19 protein-coding genes are annotated in these 17,518 nt (G+C 53.0%); 7 read left to right on the top strand and 12 right to left on the bottom strand.

Annotated elements, in window-relative coordinates; translation table 11 throughout:
• Positions 1-12 precede the first annotated feature (12 nt).
• Positions 13-522: a PTS glucose transporter subunit IIA gene (gene crr, locus D9736_RS00385; protein WP_000522247.1), complete on the top strand. Its 510-nt coding sequence runs from the start codon at positions 13-15 to the stop codon at positions 520-522.
• A 41-nt stretch (positions 523-563) separates the two neighbouring features.
• Here crr and pdxK read toward each other — a convergent pair whose 3' ends face one another.
• Complete coding sequence (gene pdxK, locus D9736_RS00380; protein ID WP_130257428.1) at positions 564-1,415, bottom strand: pyridoxine/pyridoxal/pyridoxamine kinase; 852 nt, start codon at positions 1,413-1,415, stop codon at positions 564-566.
• Between the two features lie 103 nt (positions 1,416-1,518).
• Between pdxK and D9736_RS00375 the strand changes: the two genes are divergently transcribed.
• Positions 1,519-1,887, top strand: coding sequence for a YfeK family protein (locus D9736_RS00375; RefSeq protein ID WP_130257427.1), 369 nt, complete (start codon positions 1,519-1,521; stop codon positions 1,885-1,887).
• A gap of 2 nt (positions 1,888-1,889) precedes the next feature.
• Here the strand turns inward: D9736_RS00375 and cysM are convergent, their stop codons facing one another.
• The 6 genes from cysM to ucpA all read right to left on the bottom strand — a co-directional run bounded on the left by cysM (position 1,890) and on the right by ucpA (position 7,695).
• Positions 1,890-2,801: a cysteine synthase B gene (cysM, locus tag D9736_RS00370; RefSeq protein WP_130257426.1), complete on the bottom strand. Its 912-nt coding sequence runs from the start codon at positions 2,799-2,801 to the stop codon at positions 1,890-1,892.
• A 133-nt stretch (positions 2,802-2,934) separates the two neighbouring features.
• Positions 2,935-4,032, bottom strand: coding sequence for a sulfate/thiosulfate ABC transporter ATP-binding protein CysA (cysA, locus tag D9736_RS00365; protein ID WP_130257425.1), 1,098 nt, complete (start codon positions 4,030-4,032; stop codon positions 2,935-2,937).
• Positions 4,022-4,897, bottom strand: coding sequence for a sulfate/thiosulfate ABC transporter permease CysW (cysW, locus tag D9736_RS00360; RefSeq protein ID WP_000852695.1), 876 nt, complete (start codon positions 4,895-4,897; stop codon positions 4,022-4,024). The genes cysA and cysW overlap by 11 nt, the downstream gene beginning before the upstream one ends.
• A complete protein-coding gene (gene cysT, locus D9736_RS00355) occupies positions 4,897-5,730 on the bottom strand; it encodes a sulfate/thiosulfate ABC transporter permease CysT (RefSeq protein ID WP_130257424.1) in 834 nt (277 codons plus the stop codon). Before cysT ends, cysW begins: the two co-directional genes overlap by 1 nt.
• Complete coding sequence (gene cysP / locus D9736_RS00350; protein WP_130221987.1) at positions 5,730-6,746, bottom strand: thiosulfate/sulfate ABC transporter substrate-binding protein CysP; 1,017 nt, start codon at positions 6,744-6,746, stop codon at positions 5,730-5,732. Before cysP ends, cysT begins: the two co-directional genes overlap by 1 nt.
• Positions 6,747-6,903: 157 nt before the next feature.
• Positions 6,904-7,695 (bottom strand): SDR family oxidoreductase UcpA, encoded by a 792-nt coding sequence (ucpA, locus tag D9736_RS00345; protein ID WP_000517431.1) that lies wholly within the window; start codon positions 7,693-7,695, stop codon positions 6,904-6,906.
• A 229-nt stretch (positions 7,696-7,924) separates the two neighbouring features.
• On the opposite strand from ucpA, the gene murQ reads away from it, so the two are divergent.
• From murQ to pbp4b, 3 genes are read left to right on the top strand one after another with little or no spacing between them, the layout of a single operon-like run.
• Complete coding sequence (gene murQ, locus D9736_RS00340; protein WP_001175602.1) at positions 7,925-8,821, top strand: N-acetylmuramic acid 6-phosphate etherase; 897 nt, start codon at positions 7,925-7,927, stop codon at positions 8,819-8,821.
• A 3-nt stretch (positions 8,822-8,824) separates the two neighbouring features.
• A complete protein-coding gene (murP, locus tag D9736_RS00335) occupies positions 8,825-10,249 on the top strand; it encodes a PTS N-acetylmuramic acid transporter subunit IIBC (protein WP_130257423.1) in 1,425 nt (474 codons plus the stop codon).
• Between the two features lie 2 nt (positions 10,250-10,251).
• Positions 10,252-11,556 (top strand): penicillin binding protein PBP4B, encoded by a 1,305-nt coding sequence (pbp4b, locus tag D9736_RS00330; protein ID WP_130257422.1) that lies wholly within the window; start codon positions 10,252-10,254, stop codon positions 11,554-11,556.
• Positions 11,557-11,974: 418 nt separating this feature from the next.
• Here the strand turns inward: pbp4b and yfeX are convergent, their stop codons facing one another.
• The 4 genes from yfeX to D9736_RS00310 form a co-directional block, all read right to left on the bottom strand.
• Positions 11,975-12,874: a porphyrinogen peroxidase gene (gene yfeX / locus D9736_RS00325; RefSeq protein WP_000084590.1), complete on the bottom strand. Its 900-nt coding sequence runs from the start codon at positions 12,872-12,874 to the stop codon at positions 11,975-11,977.
• Positions 12,875-12,969: 95 nt separating this feature from the next.
• Positions 12,970-13,542, bottom strand: coding sequence for an RpoE-regulated lipoprotein (locus D9736_RS00320; protein ID WP_130216836.1), 573 nt, complete (start codon positions 13,540-13,542; stop codon positions 12,970-12,972).
• A 60-nt stretch (positions 13,543-13,602) separates the two neighbouring features.
• Positions 13,603-14,052: a DUF2919 domain-containing protein gene (locus D9736_RS00315; RefSeq protein ID WP_130257421.1), complete on the bottom strand. Its 450-nt coding sequence runs from the start codon at positions 14,050-14,052 to the stop codon at positions 13,603-13,605.
• Complete coding sequence (locus D9736_RS00310; RefSeq protein WP_000406000.1) at positions 14,039-14,464, bottom strand: GNAT family acetyltransferase; 426 nt, start codon at positions 14,462-14,464, stop codon at positions 14,039-14,041. The genes D9736_RS00315 and D9736_RS00310 overlap by 14 nt, the downstream gene beginning before the upstream one ends.
• Positions 14,465-14,677: 213 nt before the next feature.
• On the opposite strand from D9736_RS00310, the gene amiA reads away from it, so the two are divergent.
• Both amiA and hemF read left to right on the top strand, forming a co-directional pair.
• A complete protein-coding gene (gene amiA / locus D9736_RS00305) occupies positions 14,678-15,547 on the top strand; it encodes an N-acetylmuramoyl-L-alanine amidase AmiA (protein WP_130207396.1) in 870 nt (289 codons plus the stop codon).
• 3 nt (positions 15,548-15,550) lie between these two features.
• A complete protein-coding gene (hemF, locus tag D9736_RS00300) occupies positions 15,551-16,450 on the top strand; it encodes an oxygen-dependent coproporphyrinogen oxidase (protein WP_130257420.1) in 900 nt (299 codons plus the stop codon).
• Positions 16,451-16,455: 5 nt separating this feature from the next.
• Here the strand turns inward: hemF and eutR are convergent, their stop codons facing one another.
• On the bottom strand, positions 16,456-17,508 hold the full coding sequence (gene eutR / locus D9736_RS00295) for an HTH-type transcriptional regulator EutR (RefSeq protein WP_130221994.1): 1,053 nt from the start codon (positions 17,506-17,508) through the stop codon (positions 16,456-16,458).
• Positions 17,509-17,518 lie beyond the last annotated feature (10 nt).

Below are 17,518 nucleotides of genomic sequence, written 5' to 3'. Positions count from 1 at the left end.
TAGGAGAAGATCATGGGTTTGTTCGATAAACTGAAATCTCTGGTTTCCGACGACAAGAAGGATACTGGAACTATTGAGATCATTGCTCCGCTCTCTGGCGAGATCGTCAATATCGAAGACGTGCCGGATGTCGTTTTTGCGGAAAAAATCGTTGGTGATGGTATTGCTATCAAACCAACTGGTAACAAAATGGTCGCTCCGGTTGACGGCACCATTGGTAAAATCTTTGAAACCAACCACGCGTTCTCCATCGAATCTGATAGCGGCGTTGAGTTGTTCGTTCACTTCGGTATCGACACTGTTGAACTGAAAGGCGAAGGCTTCAAGCGTATTGCTGAAGAAGGTCAGCGCGTGAAAGTTGGCGATACTGTGATTGAATTCGATCTCCCGCTGCTGGAAGAGAAAGCCAAGTCTACCCTGACTCCGGTTGTTATCTCCAACATGGACGAAATCAAAGAACTGATCAAACTGTCCGGTAGCGTGACTGTGGGTGAAACCCCGGTTATTCGCATCAAGAAGTAATTCTTGCCGCAGTGAAAAATGGCGCCAATCGGCGCCATTTTTTATGCTTCCGCCAACGGCGGCAAAATCAATTCATCGCTCTCATGTTGCTGGGTGTAGCGCATCACCTCCAGCACGCGTAAGCCTGCGCTATGTACCGCGTCAGTTAATTCCTTACCTTTCAACAAGCCACTGATGAGCTGGGCGCAAAACAGATCGCCTGTACCTTTCAGATCGGTTTTTACCCGAGAATGGGAAATGACATTCACGCTGTCGGCACTGACCACCACCACCTGCATCTCCTGATTTTCTTCATTACCGGAGGCGCTGGTAATAACCACCCATTTTAATGTGTCTGAAAGCAAACTTTTTGCTGCGGCAATGGCGCTGTCGAGATCGCGGCAGTTTTTACCGGTCAGGATTTCCAGCTCAAAGATATTTGGCGTAATTCCCTGCGCCAGTGGCAACAAATATTGCCGATACGCCTCCGGAAGATCAGGTTTGACGTAGATACCGCTATCAATATCGCCAATCACCGGATCGACCATAATCAATAAGTCAGGATGGTTTTCGCGTAATACAGTCAGCCACTCGGCAAGTATTTTGATTTGCGACGCGGTTCCCATATAACCGGTGGTGACAGCGCGCAGCTGGCGCAGCGCATCGCGCTCCTGTAGTGCACGTAAATAACCGCTAAACCATTCGTCCGGAATCGCACCACCGTAGAACGTATCATAATGTGGCGTATTGCTTAGCAACACGGTCGGCACGGCAAAGACATTCAGGCCGTTCTGTTTAATAGCAGGCACGGCAATGCTGTTGCCTACGCTGCCATACACCACCTGCGACTGCACAGCGACAATATCCGCCTGCAACGCTCTGCTCTTATCGTTAAACAACAACAAACTACTCATTTAATTTTTCTCCTTGCCGATGATCCTCATCGCATCCCAACCGAAACTTTACCTGATTTTGGCAGTCAAATCGGCTATCACAAAACAAGGATATGGTAATTCAGTGAAGAAAATCATTTGTCTGGTCATTACGCTGTTGATGACTCTCCCCGCTTACGCGAAGTTAACTGCCCACGAAGAAGCCCGCATCAACGCCATGCCGGAGGGATTAGCACAGAAAAAGGATTTGATATTTGTGCGCAACGGTGATGAACATACCTGCGATGAAGCAGTTTCGCATCTGAAGTTGAAGCTCGGCAACACGCGCAACCGCATTGATACCGCCGAGCAGTTTATTGATAAGGTGGCTTCGTCGTCATCGATTACCGGTAAGCCTTACATCGTGAAGATGCCCGGTAAGAGCGATGAAAATGCGCAACCTTTTTTACATGCGCTGATTGCGCAGACGGATAAAACAGTGCCTGCGCAATAATCTTAAATCCCCGCCCCCTGGCTAAAATGCTCTTCCCCGAATACCCCGGTAGAAAGGTAACGATCGCCGCGATCGCAGATGATCGCCACCACTACCGCGCCGGGGTTAGCTCTTGCCACGCGTATCGCGCCAGCAACCGCACCGCCTGAACTCACCCCGCAGAAAATCCCTTCCCGCACCGCCAGTTCGCGCATGGTGTTTTCCGCATCGCGCTGATGAATATCCAGTACCTCATCCACCAGCGATGCGTTAAAGATGCCTGGCAGATATTCCGCAGGCCAGCGGCGGATGCCGGGAATGCTGCTGCCCTCTTCCGGTTGCAGGCCAACAATGGTCACCGGTTTGGATTGCTCGCGCATAAAGCGTGAAACGCCGGTGATAGTGCCGGTCGTCCCCATGCTGGAGACAAAATGAGTGATGCGCCCGCCGGTTTGCTGCCAGATTTCCGGCCCGGTGGTGGTGTAATGGGCGTAGGGATTATCAGGATTATTGAACTGATCGAGCAGCTTGCCTTCACCACGATTCGCCATTTCAAGCGCCAGATCGCGCGCACCTTCCATGCCCTGCTCTTTGGTGACAAGAATCAGTTCCGCACCATAAGCACGCATCGCCGCACGGCGTTCCTGGCTCATGTTGTCCGGCATCAGCAATTTCATGCGATAGCCTTTTAGCGCGGCAATCATCGCCAGCGCAATGCCAGTATTGCCACTGGTGGCTTCAATCAGCACGTCGCCCGGTTTAATTTCCCCGCGCTTTTCCGCCTCGGCGATCATCGATAGCGCCGCACGATCTTTCACCGAGCCTGCCGGGTTATTGCCTTCCAGTTTTAACCACACTTCACTGCCGTTATCCGGCCCCATTCGCTGCAACTTCACCAGAGGCGTATTGCCAATTGTTTGTTCTAATGTACTCACGATCTCTGTCCATACGTGGTGTTGCCTGATGCGACGCTTGCGCGTCTTATCAGGCCTACAGGTTACAAACCTTGCCATTAAAAAGCCCGGATCGCGGGAAGCGCCTCCGGGCGTTTAACATTCACTCAACCTATCAGGCGCTTTGTGCGAGAGCAAGTTCCTCATCGCGGGTTTCAATACGCTCGTCACCGTTATACAGCCGCGCATGTTGCAGCCCGACGAACAAACGATCGCCGCGCACTGGCGCATCATCGCCACGCATTACCACGGTGAGCGGATCTTCATACCACCCCAGCGGCTGCACAACTAATTGGGTGTAGTGGCCTTTCGGGCTGGCTTCCAGCACCTGGACCGGCAGTGGCGATTCAAGGCTGGTGCGGCGGCTGATATCCACTTCCCACGGGCGCAGGAAGAGATCCACCGGCCCCTGATACGCAGGCGTATACCCCAGCGGCCAGCGATGTGCACCAACGTGGAACTGCCCGCCGCGAATGGTTCCCTGCAGGCGGTTTACTTCGCCCATAAATTCGAGCACAAAACGGGTCGCCGGTTCGCGCCATACCTGATCCGGTTTATCGGCCTGTTCGATATTGCCCTGACTCATCACCACCACGCGGTTGGCGACTTCCATCGCTTCTTCCTGGTCGTGGGTAACGAACACGCTGGTGAATTTCAGTTCTTCATGCAGTTGACGCAGCCAGCGACGCAGCTCTTTACGCACCTGCGCATCCAGCGCGCCAAACGGTTCATCGAGCAGCAGAATTTGCGGTTCCACAGCCAGCGCGCGCGCCAGTGCCACACGCTGTTTCTGCCCGCCGGAAAGCTGCGCCGGATAACGATCCGCCAGATGGGCAAGCTGCACCATCTCCAGCAATTTTGTCACTTTCGCTTTGATAGCTGCGGCATTCGGGCGCTCGCGACGCGGCAGCACCGTCAGGCCAAAGGCGATATTGTCGAACACCGTCATATGGCGGAACAGCGCGTAATGCTGAAACACGAAACCGACTTTACGATCGCGCGCGTGCAGGCGGCTGACGTCGGTGCCATGGAAGCGAATATGCCCACTGGTTTGATGCTCCAGCCCGGCAATAATGCGCAGCAGCGTGGTTTTTCCGGAACCGGACGGCCCCAGCAACGCGACCATCTGACCAGAAGGAATATCCAGTGAGATATCGTTCAGCACCTGGGTGCGACCAAAAGACTTCTTAATATTGGCAATCTCAATGCTCATGATGTTCCTCCTGCTGCGCGCGTTTTTCCTGATTTTCCAGGCGCCACTGCAACATACTCTTTAAAAACAGGGTGATAATCGCCATCAGCGTCAACAGCGCAGCAGCGGTAAAGGAGCCGACGGTGTTGTAGTCCTGCTCCAACAATTCAATCTGTAACGGCAGCGAAAGTGTTTCGCCGCGAATCGAACCGGAAACCACCGATACCGCGCCAAACTCGCCAATCGCGCGGGCGTTGGTCAACACCACGCCATAAAGCAGCGCCCAGCGAATATTCGGCAATGTGACGCGGCGGAACATTTGCCAGCCAGACGCGCCAAGCAAAATCGCCGCTTCGTCTTCCTGGCTGCCCTGGCTTAACATCACCGGCACCAGTTCGCGCACCACAAACGGACAGGTGACGAAGATGGTGACCAGCACCATTCCCGGCCAGGAGAACATAATTTGCAGGTTATGCTCGTCGAGCCAACCGCCCAGCGGGCCGTTAGAGCCGTAGAACAGCAGATACACCAGGCCTGCGACCACCGGAGAGACGGCAAACGGGATATCCAGCAGCGTCAGCAGCAACTGACGCCCAGGAAAATCAAAACGTGTCACCAGCCAGGCCAGCAGGATGCCGAACACCAGGTTCACCGGCACGGCAATCAGCGCAATCATCACCGTTAGCCAGATGGCGTGCAGCATGTCTGGATCGGCCAGATTCTGTAAAACCGGCATCAACCCTTTGCTGAATGCCTGTACGAAGATGTAAATCATCGGCACCAGCAGGATGAACGCCGAAACCAGCATCCCGGTGCCAATCAGAAACCATTTGCCCCAGTTAATCGGGCGCGCGTCATAACGCTTCAATTGGGTAACTTCCGCCATTAATGACCTACCACACGCCGACCAAAGCGACTTTGCAGAGTGTTAATTGAGAACAACAGCAGGAGGGATGCCGCGAGGATCACCGAAGCAATCGCGCTCGCCGCCGGGTAATCAAACTCCTGTAAGCGAACGAAAATCATCAGCGACGTCACTTCTGTTTTCCAGGCGATGTTCCCGGCGATAAATATCACCGCGCCAAATTCACCGAGGCTACGGGTAAACGACAGCGCCACGCCCGCCACCAGCGCCGGAGAAAGCTCCGGCAGCACCACTTTACAGAAACTCTGCCAGCGCGTTGCACCGAGCGTTTCCGCCGCTTCTTCATATTCCGGGCCTAACTCTTCCAGCACCGGCTGTACGGTACGCACCACAAACGGAATGCTGGTAAAGGCCATCGCCACCGCAATCCCCAGCCAGGTGTAGGTGACTTTGATATCAAACTTCGCCAGCCATTCGCCGTAAAAACCGTTCACGGAAAAGAGCGAGGCCAGCGTCAAACCTGCGACCGCCGTTGGCAGCGCAAAGGGTAAATCCATCAGCGCATCAAGCAGCGTGCGGCCAGGGAAGCGATAGCGGGTTAAGATCCACGCCATCAGCAGGCCGAAAACGCCGTTAAAAATCGATGCCACAAACGCCGACAGCAGCGTCACTTTGTAGGCCGCGACCACCTGCGGGTTGGTGATCACTTCCCAGTACTGCGCCCAGCTCATCTCAGAAAGCTGCATCACCAGCGCGGAGAGCGGCAGCAGCAAAATCAGGCACACAAACAGCAGACTGGTGCCGAGGCTTAAGGTAAAGCCCGGCAGCACGCGTCTTGATGAAACTGCCAACATCAGTTACGCCCCGCCGCTAACAGCTTGTCTAACTCGCCGCCGCTGGTGAAGTGGGTTTTCATCACTTCCGGCCATGAGCCAAACTTGTCTTCCACGCGGAACAGTTCGGTCTGCGGGAATTTGTCTTTCAGTTTGTCCATGACTTCCGGGTTATTCACGCGGTAGTAATAATCGGTGATGATGGTTTGTGCCTGCGGGCTGTAGAGCCAGTTCAGGTAGGCTTTGGCGGCTTTTTCCGTACCGTTGGCCTGCACGTTCTTATCGACCCACGCCACCGGGAATTCCGCCAGAATGTTGGTTTTCGGAATCACCACTTCAAAGCCCTGCGCTTCATACTGTTTACGGATGTTGTTCACTTCCGACTCGAAGCTGATCAGCACATCGCCCAGGCCACGCTCGGCAAAAGTGGTGGTTGCGCCACGACCGCCGGTATCGAACACTTCAACGTTTTTCAGGAACTGAGTCATAAACTGTTCGGTTTTGGCTTTATCGCCACCGTCGGCTTTATCCGCTGCACCCCATGCCGCAAGGTAGGTGTAACGCGCGTTACCGGAGGTTTTCGGGTTCGGGAAAATCAGCTTCACGTCGGAGCGCACCAGGTCGTTCCAGTCGTGGATATTCTTCGGGTTGCCCTTACGCACCAGGAAACCCATGGTGGAGTAGAACGGTGAGCTATTATTCGGCAGGCGCGACTGCCAGTCCGCCGGGATCAGCTTGCCTTTGTCGTGCAGGATTTGTACGTCGGTCACCTGGTTATAAGTGACAACATCGGCTTTTAAGCCCTGTAAAATCGCCAGCGCCTGTTTTGATGACCCGGCATGAGATTGTTTTATCGTCAGTTTGTCGCCGCCGTTATCTTTGGCCCATTGCTGTTCAAACGGCGGGTTCAGGGCGGCAAACAGCTCGCGGGAGACGTCATAAGAACTGTTCAGCAGTTCTGTTGCCTGTACATGGCCTGCCAGCAGCAGAGAAGCAACCAGCGCGAGATATTTCTTTTTCAGTAAGTTAACGGCCATTGCGCACCCTTATATATTTAATGACTTTCTAATAGCCATCATATTTATAACGGGCATGAAAGGAGTAACGGTTTTATATACCGTTTGGTGATTTGGAAGTTGAAAAGGGAATAAGACGAAATCCTCCCCACACATGCAGGGAGGAAACAGAGGTGAATCAGATACCGACGCTAACCGTCTCCGGCAACGTGCTGCCGCCATCGATCACATTCTGTGTACCGGTTAAATAGCTGGATTCATCGGATGCGAGAAAGGCCGCGAGTTCGCCGACTTCCAGCGGATCGGCGAGGCGACGCATCGGGATTGCTTTTGCCATTTCAGTCAGCACCGATTCTGGATCTTCCGGGTTCGACTGGCGGGCAATACTTTCCGCCATTGGCGTGCGCACGTAGCCCGGACAAATCGCATTTACGCGAATACCAGACTGCGCGTACTCCACCGCCAGCGATTTAGTCAGGCCAACAATCGCCGCTTTCGTTAAGGCATACGCCGTTTCGCCAGGATCGGCCACCATATCGCCAGTGACTGAAGACATCATCACAATGCGGCCATCTTTGCGGGCAATCATCTCCGGCAGCACCGCCTTTGTGACGTTCCATACGCCTTTAATATTGATATCAATATGGAAATCGCGATCGTCATCGCTCATATCGAGGAAACTGCCCAGGCGACAAACGCCTGCGTTATTCACCAGGATATCAATGCGCCCTTCTTTTTCCTTCGCGCGCTTGATAGCAGCGGCTACCGACGCCGGGTCACGCACATCGGCGACAACCGCCGTACAGCGATGACCACGACCACACAGTTCGTCCGCCAGCTTTTCGATCTCAGGGGAGATATCCAGCAAGATTAGGTTCGCGCCATGACGTGCAAAAGTTCTGGCAATTCCTTCGCCAATTCCCTGCAATGCGCCTGTAATCAGTGCTGTCTTGCCCGTGAGTTTACCCATTTCAAGTTTCTCCTTTTGAATACAGAGCATTACGCTCTATTGTCCTTACCATACCTGAATGACAGATCAATGCTGAGTAGTGGATCTAAATTCAGGAAAATCTTAAGTAAAATCTTCCATAACCACAACGCTGTCATTGTACACATTCACTGCTGTACATAATCAGGCAGGGAGATATGATTCACTCCAGATGAAATTATTCGAAGGCAAATATTTAAGGTGATTGTATATGCAACTTGAAAAGATGATTACCGAAGGCTCGAACGCCGCCTCGGCTGAAATTGACCGCGTTTCGACGCTGGAAATGTGCCGGATTATCAACGATGAAGATAAAACCGTACCACTCGCCGTTGAGCGCGTATTGCCGGATATTGCAGCGGCGATCGATGTTATTCACGCCCAGGTGAGCGGCGGCGGCCGTCTGATTTACATCGGTGCGGGGACCTCTGGTCGTCTGGGTATTCTTGATGCCAGTGAATGTCCGCCAACCTACGGCGTGAAACCGGGCCTGGTGGTTGGTTTGATTGCTGGCGGCGAATATGCCATTCAGCACGCGGTGGAAGGCGCGGAAGATAGCCGGGAAGGCGGCGTTAACGATCTGAAAAATATTAATTTAACGGCACAGGATGTGGTGGTCGGTATTGCCGCCAGCGGTCGTACGCCGTATGTGATTGCCGGACTGGAATACGCCCGCCAGCTCGGTTGCCGCACAGTGGGAATTTCCTGTAATCCGGGGAGCGCCGTTTCAACTACCGCAGAGTTTGCTATTACGCCGATTGTTGGGGCCGAAGTGGTCACGGGTTCTTCGCGAATGAAAGCAGGCACGGCGCAGAAACTGGTGCTCAACATGCTCTCCACCGGGCTGATGATTAAGTCAGGCAAAGTGTTCGGTAACCTGATGGTTGATGTGGTCGCTACCAATGAAAAACTGCATGTGCGCCAGGTCAATATCGTCAAAAACGCCACCGGATGTAGCGCTGAGCAAGCGGAAGCGGCATTGGTTGCCTGCGACCGCCACTGTAAAACGGCTATTGTGATGGTGCTGAAAAATCTCGATGCCGCAGAAGCTAAAAAACGCCTGGATCAACACGGCGGCTTTATTCGCAAAGCTCTGGAAAAGGAATAACCCATGGCTAAAGAGATCAGCAGTGAGCTTCTGAACACCATTCTTACCCGGGTCGGTGGCCCGGGAAACATCGCCAGCTGTGGTAACTGTATGACGCGTCTGCGTCTGGGTGTACATAACAGTTCACTGGTTGATCCCGATATCAAAACCCTGGAAGGCGTAAAGGGCGTCATTTTGACCAGCGATCAGGTGCAGGTCGTTTTTGGGCCGGGTAAAGCGCATCGTGCCGCAAAAGCCATGAGCGAGTTGCTGGGCGAAGCACCCGTGCAGGATGCCGCGGAGATCACCGCCCAGAATAAACGCCAGTTAAAAGCCAGACAAACTTCCGGCGTGCAACAATTTCTCGCCAAATTCGCCACCATCTTTACGCCGCTGATCCCCGGTTTTATTGCTGCAGGTCTGTTGCTGGGGATAGCGACGCTAATCGCCACGGTGATGCACGTTCCGGCAGATGCTCAGGGAACGCTGCCCGATGCGCTGAATTTTATGAAGGTGTTCAGCAAAGGCTTGTTCACCTTCCTGGTAATTCTGGTGGGCTATAACGCGGCCCAGGCGTTCGGCGGCACAGGCGTAAATGGCGCAATTATCGCCGCGCTCTTTTTGCTCGGTTATAACCCTGCTGCCACCACTGGTTACTACGCCGGATTTCACGATTTCTTCGGTCTGCCCATCGATCCGCGCGGCAATATTATCGGCGTGTTGATTGCCGCCTGGGCCTGCGCCCGCATTGAAGGCATGGTGCGCCGCTTTATGCCGGACGATCTCGACATGCTGCTGACCTCGTTAATCACTCTGTTGATCACCGCTACGCTTGCGTACCTGATCATTATGCCGCTGGGCGGCTGGCTGTTTGAAGGCATGTCGTGGTTGTTTATGCACCTGAACAGTAATCCGCTCGGTTGTGCGGTTTTAGCCGGGCTGTTCCTGATCGCCGTGGTGTTTGGCGTGCATCAGGGCTTCATTCCTGTTTACCTCGCGTTAATGGACAGTCAGGGGTTCAACAGCTTATTTCCCATCCTTTCGATGGCGGGCGCGGGCCAGGTGGGCGCGGCGTTGGCGCTCTACTGGCGGGCGCAACCGCATAGCGCATTACGCAGTCAGGTACGCGGGGCGATTATTCCCGGCCTGCTGGGCGTTGGTGAACCGCTGATTTACGGTGTCACCCTGCCCCGCATGAAACCGTTTGTTACCGCCTGTTTAGGCGGCGCGGCGGGCGGTTTGTTTATCGGGCTGATAGCCTGGTGGGGTCTGCCGATGGGCTTAAACAGCGCTTTCGGGCCGTCTGGCCTGGTGGCGCTGCCGCTGATGACCTCCGCTCAAGGTATCCTTCCGGCAATGGCGGTATATGCAGGTGGGATTCTGGTGGCATGGGTTAGTGGGTTTATTTTCACCACGCTCTTTGGCTGCCGTAACGTCAATCTGGACTGATCATGAAACGGACAATGCTCTATCTTTCTCTGCTGGCTGTCAGCTGTAGCGTCAGCGCCGCAAAATACCCTGTTCTGACAGAAAGTTCGCCAGAGAAAGCAGGGTTCAATGTCGAACGGCTTAACCAGATGGATCGCTGGATTAGCCAGCAAGTTGATGCCGGTTATCCCGGTGTAAACCTACTGATTATTAAAGATAATCAGATTGTGTATCGCAAAGCCTGGGGGATGGCGAAAAAGTACGATGGCAGCGTGTTGATGGCGCAGCCTGTAAAAGCCACCACCGAGACGCTGTATGACCTGGCCTCAAACACCAAGATGTACGCCACAAACTTCGCTCTGCAAAAGCTGATGAGCGAAGGCAAACTGCATCCCGACGATCTGATTGCGAAATATATTCCAGGGTTTGCCGACAGTACAAATGACACCATCAAAGGCAAAAACACGTTGCGGATTTCTGATCTGCTGCATCACAGCGGCGGTTTCCCAGCGGACCCACAATATCCGAATAAAGCGGTCGCGGGCGCGTTATATTCGCAGGATAAAGGCCAGACGCTGGAGATGATCAAGCGCACGCCGCTAGAGTATCAGCCCGGCAGCAAGCATATTTACAGTGATGTCGATTATATGCTGCTTGGATTTATCGTCGAGTCAGTTACTGGCCAGCCGCTTGACCGCTATGTTGAAGAGTCGATTTATCGGCCACTCGGCCTGACGCATACGGTATTTAACCCGCTGCTGAAAGGCTTTAAACCGCAGCAAATTGCCGCGACGGAACTGAACGGCAATACCCGCGATGGCGTGATCCACTTTCCGAATATCCGCACCTCCACTCTCTGGGGTCAGGTGCACGATGAAAAAGCGTTCTATTCGATGGGCGGCGTTTCCGGACACGCAGGCTTGTTTTCCAATACCGGCGATATTGCGGTGTTAATGCAAACGATGCTGAACGGCGGTGGCTATGGCGATGTGAAGCTGTTCAGTGCGGAAACGGTGAAGATGTTCACCACCAGCTCAAAGGAAGACGCCACTTTTGGCCTTGGCTGGCGAGTCAATGGTAATGCCACCATGACGCCGACGTTTGGCACGCTGGCAAGCCCGCAAACCTACGGTCACACTGGCTGGACCGGGACGGTGACCGTTATCGATCCGGTGAATCACATGGCGATTGTGATGTTAAGCAACAAGCCCCATTCGCCAGTTGCCGATCCACAAAAAAATCCCAATATGTTCGAAAGCGGTCAGTTACCGATTGCAACTTATGGTTGGGTAGTTGATCAGGTGTATGCGGCATTAAAGCAGAAGTAATAAAAAGGCCAGTCAGTTTTGTTACTGGCTGGCCTGAGACTGCTGACAAACGCAATACTGCCTGATGCGCTACGCTTATCAGGCCTACGCGGCCCCTGCAATGTATTGAATTCGCACGATTTGTAGGCCGGATAAGGCGTTCACGCCGCATCCGGCGTGTACAACGCGCACTTTATCAACAATCTGAGGCCAGTCAGTTGTGTTACTGGCTGACCTGCGACTGCTGACAAACGAAAACTGCCTGATGCGCTACGCTTATCAGGCCTACGCGGAGCCTGCAATATATTGAATTAGCACGATTTGTAGGCCGGATAAGGCGTTCACGCCGCATCCGGCGTGTACAACGCGCACTTTATCAACAATCTGAGGCCAGTCAGTAATGCTATTGGCTGGCCTTTAATCATCGAATCAGAAACGCTTACAGCGCCATCAGCTTGTCCAGCGACGGCGCGAAGTAATAGCCGCCGGTTACCGGTTTGGTGAAACGCAACATCGCATCACGCTTACCATCGGTATCGCCAAACATGCTCAGCAATTGCTGCTCAATGTTATGCAGACGCGCACAGTAGGCGCAGAAGTACAGACCGTGAGTGCCACTGGCGGTGCCGTACGGCAGGCTCTGGCGAACAATCTTCAGTCCTTTGCCATCTTCTTTCAGATCAACACGGGTCAGGTGAGAGGTTTCCGGACGTTCGTCGCCATCAATCTCTTCGTTGGCTTCTTTGGTACGGCCGATCATCATCTCCTGATCGTGAACGCTCATACGGTTGAGTTGCTTCAGGTTGTGCTCCCAACGCTGCACAAACACATAGCTGCCGCCTGCATCCACGCCGTCTTTGATAACCGCCACTTCGCGACGCGTCTCTTCACCCGCCGGGTTTTCTGTGCCGTCAACAAAGCCGCTCAGGTCACGCTCTTCAACCCAACGGAAGCCGTGGATCTCTTCTTTCACTTCAATGCAGTCACCAAAGGCTTCCATCGCCGCCTGGGCGACAGAAAAGTTTACATCATGACGCAGAGAAAGAATGTGGATTAACACATCGAACTGAGTGGTCGGCGCAAGACCTTTGCCGTAGCCCGGAAAATCTTTCAGCTCTTCGGCACCAACGCCGCCGCTCAGAGCACGCCAGGTGTTGTTACCAAAGGCAACGACTGCACCAAGATGTGCGTCCGGGAATTTCGCTTCAAAAGTCGCCAGTTTGTCGGCAAATGTTTTACTGGCCGCACGCAGGGCATCAACTTCCCCTTTTACGTTGGCTTCGATCCAAATCGCCGCGCGGCAATGTTCTGGCAAAATGCCACTCTGAACCTGAGACATTGTTCCTCCTGAAAATAATAATGCCACGCAATCCGTGGCATTGTTGGGCGCTATTTTACGTGTTTTTTGTGATTAGCGGTTTGTTCAGACGCAAATTAACGTCGCCAGATAATTTTACTGACTTTCCAGTTTTTCAAGGTATCGTCCGAAGGCATTAACCCTTCAGGACCACTCCATTCACCGCTGAACTGGTAGCTAATATGTTGACTGCCTTCAGCTTTACATTCGACAGCACGATCATCACCATCGGCTTTTTGGCAATTGCCAAATGCTTTGCTGTAAAGGTCGCTAAACGGTGTACCGATTTTAACACCGGTGTCCGCAGGAATATCGCTATCTGAAACGTCAATGCGGCTGATTGTGCCTTGATCACCATTGATGACCATCGCCACGCTGTCGCCTTTCATCACTTCAAAAAAGCGCACTACATTACCGTTAGCGGTTTTCATTCCGCTGCGCAGGCGATAATCACCATCAAGCGCATCGGCAATAGCTTGTTCTTGTAATGGTGTGGACGCCGTTAATTCACCCACGCCCTGCTCGCTCACTTTGGTAGATGAACCAAACCAGTTCCACGGATTCGCGGCAGACCAGTTAACTGACGACATCGTGGAACAGCCGGTCAGCATCAACGGCATAGCGCATAACATTAAACGCAGCGATTTCATCTCACTTCCTTTGGTTATTCAATAACGTTGCTTGGAGTGCGAATTTGCAAAAAAGTGCCGTTATTCTTTCTCAACCACAAAACAAGCGCGTAAACGTCGATTGGTCAGCAGCCAGATTAACGCCACAATATCCGCCACTACCAGCGCCAGACTGATTCCGCTAACCGATTCGCCGTTCAGCCACAGCCACGGTTGCCAGCAAAGTAAAACAACTTGCGCCAACAGCAACAGAAAATAGAGCCCATGCCAGATACGGGGAAACGTAACCCGCCGACCACTCAGCAAAAACGCCAGCACTGCTGGAATGCCGGGAATTAACCCCAGCCAGAAATTATCGTGATCGGGATAAAACAGATTCAGCAGCGCAGTACCCTGCTCACGCGACGCACCGGCAATCACAAACAGCACCCAGGTTCGCGCCTGAAGCAGTAGCACAAGCCAGAAGAGAAAAGGTAAACGCAGGCGTCCGTGCGCATCATAATGGACAGGATGAAACTCAGTACTCTTCATCTTCAATCAAACGCTTACCCAGACTCAGCACATCAGCGTGTTCATATCCCAGGCGTTCGTACATTCCGAGCACCATGTCGTTGTCTTCCGGCACGTTGATCTGAATTTTCGGGCAACCGCGGGCAATGAGCTTTTTCTCCAGTCGATTAAGCAACGCGTTAGCAATTCCGCGCCCGCGAAACTCCGGATGCACGCCAAGATAATAAGCAGACCCACGATGCCCGTCATAACCGCCCATCACCGTTCCCACCACTTCACCATTCACTTCCGCGACCAGGAACAAACTGACGTCATGGTTCATCTTGCGCTCGATGTCCATTTCCGGATCGTTCCATGGACGCAGCAAGTCGCAACGCTCCCAAAGGGTGATGACCTCTTCGAAATCTTCCTGGCGAAATACGCGTATCTCCATGGTATGAGTTACCTTTTTGGGGGTTAAAAGGGTGATTATGGCGTGAACGACCGAATTAGCCAATATCTGACGAAAATCGGTTGAAAAAGTGGCATAATGACGCGTTGTCATTTATTGAAATGAAAAGTAAAACAATTCTCACCAGCAAACCGTCGTAACGGATTACGCGATACGATATAACATCTGGAACTTCATTATTACAACTCAGGCCGTATGAGCACTTTTAAACCACTAAAAACACTCACTTCGCGCCGCCAGGTGCTGAAAGCCGGATTGGCTGCCCTGACGTTGTCAGGAATGTCACAAGCCATCGCCAAAGAAGAACCTTTAAAAACCAGCAACGGACACACTAAGCCGAAAGCCAAAAAAGCCGGGGGCAAGCGGATAGTCGTTCTCGATCCAGGCCACGGCGGGATTGATACCGGTGCGATTGGCCGCAACGGGTCAAAAGAAAAACACGTGGTGCTGGCGATTGCCAAAAACGTCCGTTCAATTTTGCGCAATCATGGCATTGATGCGCGGCTGACGCGTTCTGGCGATACCTTTATTCCACTGTACGATCGCGTTGAAATCGCCCATAAACATGGCGCAGACCTGTTTATGTCAATTCACGCCGACGGCTTTACCAACCCGAAAGCTGCCGGTGCATCGGTCTTTGCCCTCTCTAACCGTGGCGCAAGTAGCGCGATGGCAAAATATTTGTCCGAACGCGAAAACCGTGCTGATGAAGTTGCCGGAAAAAAGGCGACCGACAGGGATCACCTATTGCAACAAGTGCTGTTTGATCTGGTGCAAACAGATACCATTAAAAATAGTCTGACGCTCGGTTCGCATATTCTGAAGAAGATTAAGCCGGTGCATAAACTGCACAGCCGCAACACCGAACAAGCGGCATTTGTGGTGTTGAAATCACCGTCGGTTCCTTCGGTGCTGGTGGAAACTTCGTTTATCACCAACCCGGAAGAAGAACGGCTATTAGGCACGGCGGCGTTTCGTCAGAAAATCGCCACAGCGATTGCTGAAGGCGTGATCAGTTATTTCCACTGGTTTGATAACCAGAAAGCACACTCGAAAAAGCGGTAAGTTATGAAACCCGACGCACACCTGGTTAGACAGTTCCTCCTCGACCTTCAGGATACAATTTGCCAGCAACTGGCCGCCGTAGATGGCGCAGAGTTTGTCGAAGATAGCTGGCAACGTGAAGCTGGTGGCGGCGGACGTAGTCGGGGGTTGCGTAATGGTGGTGTTTTCGAACAGGCGGGCGTCAACTTTTCTCACGTCCACGGCAACGCGATGCCCGCTTCCGCGACCGCTCATCGCCCGGAACTTGCCGGACGCAGTTTCGAGGCGATGGGCGTATCGCTGGTAGTGCATCCGCATAATCCGTACATTCCCACCAGCCACGCGAATGTGCGGTTTTTTATTGCCGAAAAACCGGGTGCCGATCCCGTCTGGTGGTTTGGCGGCGGCTTCGACTTAACCCCTTTCTATGGCTTTGAAGAGGATGCTATTCACTGGCACCGCACCGCCCGTGACCTGTGCCTGCCATTTGGCGAAGACGTTTATCCCCGTTACAAAAAGTGGTGCGACGAATACTTCTACCTCAAACATCGCAACGAACAGCGCGGTATTGGCGGGCTGTTCTTTGATGACCTGAACACGCCAGATTTCGACCACTGTTTCGCCTTTATGCAGGCGGTAGGCAAAGGCTACACCGACGCTTATTTACCGATTGTTGAACGGCGTAAAGCAATGGAATACGGCGAACGCGAGCGCAATTTCCAGTTGTACCGCCGCGGGCGCTATGTCGAATTCAACCTGGTATGGGATCGCGGGACGCTGTTTGGTTTACAAACCGGCGGGCGCACCGAGTCTATTTTGATGTCAATGCCGCCACTGGTACGCTGGGAGTACGATTATCAGCCGGAAGCAGGCTCTCCGGAAGCGGCGTTGAGTGAGTTTATTAAGGTCAGGGATTGGGTGTAACTCCCTCACTCCAACTCCTGCATCCGCTGATGCAGTGTCAGTGACGGCTTCTCGGCAAACAGTTGCTGATAATCCGTGGCAAATTGCCCCAGATGCCAGAATCCCCACTGCATGGCGGCGTCTTTTACCGTCATACTTTGCGACCACGGGCTTATCAGTTCGCGGCGTACGGCATTCAGGCGAATGCGTTTTAGCCACGCATTCGGGCCAATGCCCAAAATAGCGTGAAATGCGTTTTGTAAGGTGCGGCGACTGACGTGCAGTTGATTACACAAGTCCAGTACGGTTACCGGTTCGGACATGTTTTCCAGCACATATTCACGGGCGCGGGAAAGCAAACGTCGGTAACTCTGATGACTGATGCTTTCCGCTGTCACCATTGGTTGCGCTTCTTCCAGCATCGCCCCCATCGCCATCAGCAAATTATCCCCCAGCACTTTACGCACCGCAGGCTGATGAAGATTCTCCGGGTTCTCGCAAAATGTCGCCAACGCCTGTTGGACAAAGCCCCACAGCGCGGCTTTATGCTGCTCTTTCACTTCCAGCGCCGACTGGTTACGTAACATATGCAGCACCCTTTCCGGGTTATGCAAAAAGTTAGCCTGCCGGGTAATGACATCTTCAGAAAGCACTACGCCAAGGATCGTATAATCATCCGGTGTACTCAGTTCAAACTCGGTGCCGCCAGGGCGCGTGGCAATTTCCGCGCTTCCCAGGCATTGTGAGCCGATAAATCCCTGTTCGCCGCGTGTCGCCGGAATACCAAACCAGAAAGAGTTCGGCCAGACCAGGCACGACTGACGCAGTGCCAGACCGGTGTATTCACGGAAAACCTGAATATCATCAAGCAGAATTTCCGTAAATTCACCATGAAACTTGCCCGGATGCAGCTGATCGTAAATCTGCTGCCAGGCGGTAATCGTCAAAGCATGTTCATAGACATCCGTTGTCTGTCGTTGATGAACATTATCCACTTCGACCTTCGGCGTAAGCTTCAGGTTTTCGGATAAGGGGTCATGATAAAGATGGTGCAAATTAGCTGTACGGGGCTTTTTCATGATGTTAATG

It is taken from the genome of Escherichia sp. E10V10 (assembly GCF_004211985.1).
GTDB lineage: Bacteria > Pseudomonadota > Gammaproteobacteria > Enterobacterales > Enterobacteriaceae > Escherichia.
Note: the sequence above shows the minus strand (reverse complement) of the source record. Positions and strands in the feature narration are given on the sequence as shown.

Excerpts from the sequence above, each read along its gene's own strand:
- pdxK (WP_130257428.1), bottom strand. The coding sequence starts at position 1,415 with ATGAGTAGTTTGTTGTTGTTTAACGATAAGAGCAGAGCGTTGCAGGCG.
- D9736_RS00310 (WP_000406000.1), bottom strand. The coding sequence starts at position 14,464 with ATGGAGATACGCGTATTTCGCCAGGAAGATTTCGAAGAGGTCATCACC.
- cysW (WP_000852695.1), bottom strand. The coding sequence starts at position 4,897 with ATGGCGGAAGTTACCCAATTGAAGCGTTATGACGCGCGCCCGATTAAC.
- pbp4b (WP_130257422.1), top strand. The coding sequence starts at position 10,252 with ATGAAACGGACAATGCTCTATCTTTCTCTGCTGGCTGTCAGCTGTAGC.
- amiA (WP_130207396.1), top strand. The coding sequence starts at position 14,678 with ATGAGCACTTTTAAACCACTAAAAACACTCACTTCGCGCCGCCAGGTG.
- D9736_RS00320 (WP_130216836.1), bottom strand. The coding sequence starts at position 13,542 with ATGAAATCGCTGCGTTTAATGTTATGCGCTATGCCGTTGATGCTGACC.
- eutR (WP_130221994.1), bottom strand. The coding sequence starts at position 17,508 with ATGAAAAAGCCCCGTACAGCTAATTTGCACCATCTTTATCATGACCCC.
- cysA (WP_130257425.1), bottom strand. The coding sequence starts at position 4,032 with ATGAGCATTGAGATTGCCAATATTAAGAAGTCTTTTGGTCGCACCCAG.
- cysP (WP_130221987.1), bottom strand. The coding sequence starts at position 6,746 with ATGGCCGTTAACTTACTGAAAAAGAAATATCTCGCGCTGGTTGCTTCT.
- hemF (WP_130257420.1), top strand. The coding sequence starts at position 15,551 with ATGAAACCCGACGCACACCTGGTTAGACAGTTCCTCCTCGACCTTCAG.
- crr (WP_000522247.1), top strand. The coding sequence starts at position 13 with ATGGGTTTGTTCGATAAACTGAAATCTCTGGTTTCCGACGACAAGAAG.
- murQ (WP_001175602.1), top strand. The coding sequence starts at position 7,925 with ATGCAACTTGAAAAGATGATTACCGAAGGCTCGAACGCCGCCTCGGCT.
- ucpA (WP_000517431.1), bottom strand. The coding sequence starts at position 7,695 with ATGGGTAAACTCACGGGCAAGACAGCACTGATTACAGGCGCATTGCAG.
- cysT (WP_130257424.1), bottom strand. The coding sequence starts at position 5,730 with ATGTTGGCAGTTTCATCAAGACGCGTGCTGCCGGGCTTTACCTTAAGC.
- D9736_RS00315 (WP_130257421.1), bottom strand. The coding sequence starts at position 14,052 with ATGAAGAGTACTGAGTTTCATCCTGTCCATTATGATGCGCACGGACGC.
- yfeX (WP_000084590.1), bottom strand. The coding sequence starts at position 12,874 with ATGTCTCAGGTTCAGAGTGGCATTTTGCCAGAACATTGCCGCGCGGCG.
- murP (WP_130257423.1), top strand. The coding sequence starts at position 8,825 with ATGGCTAAAGAGATCAGCAGTGAGCTTCTGAACACCATTCTTACCCGG.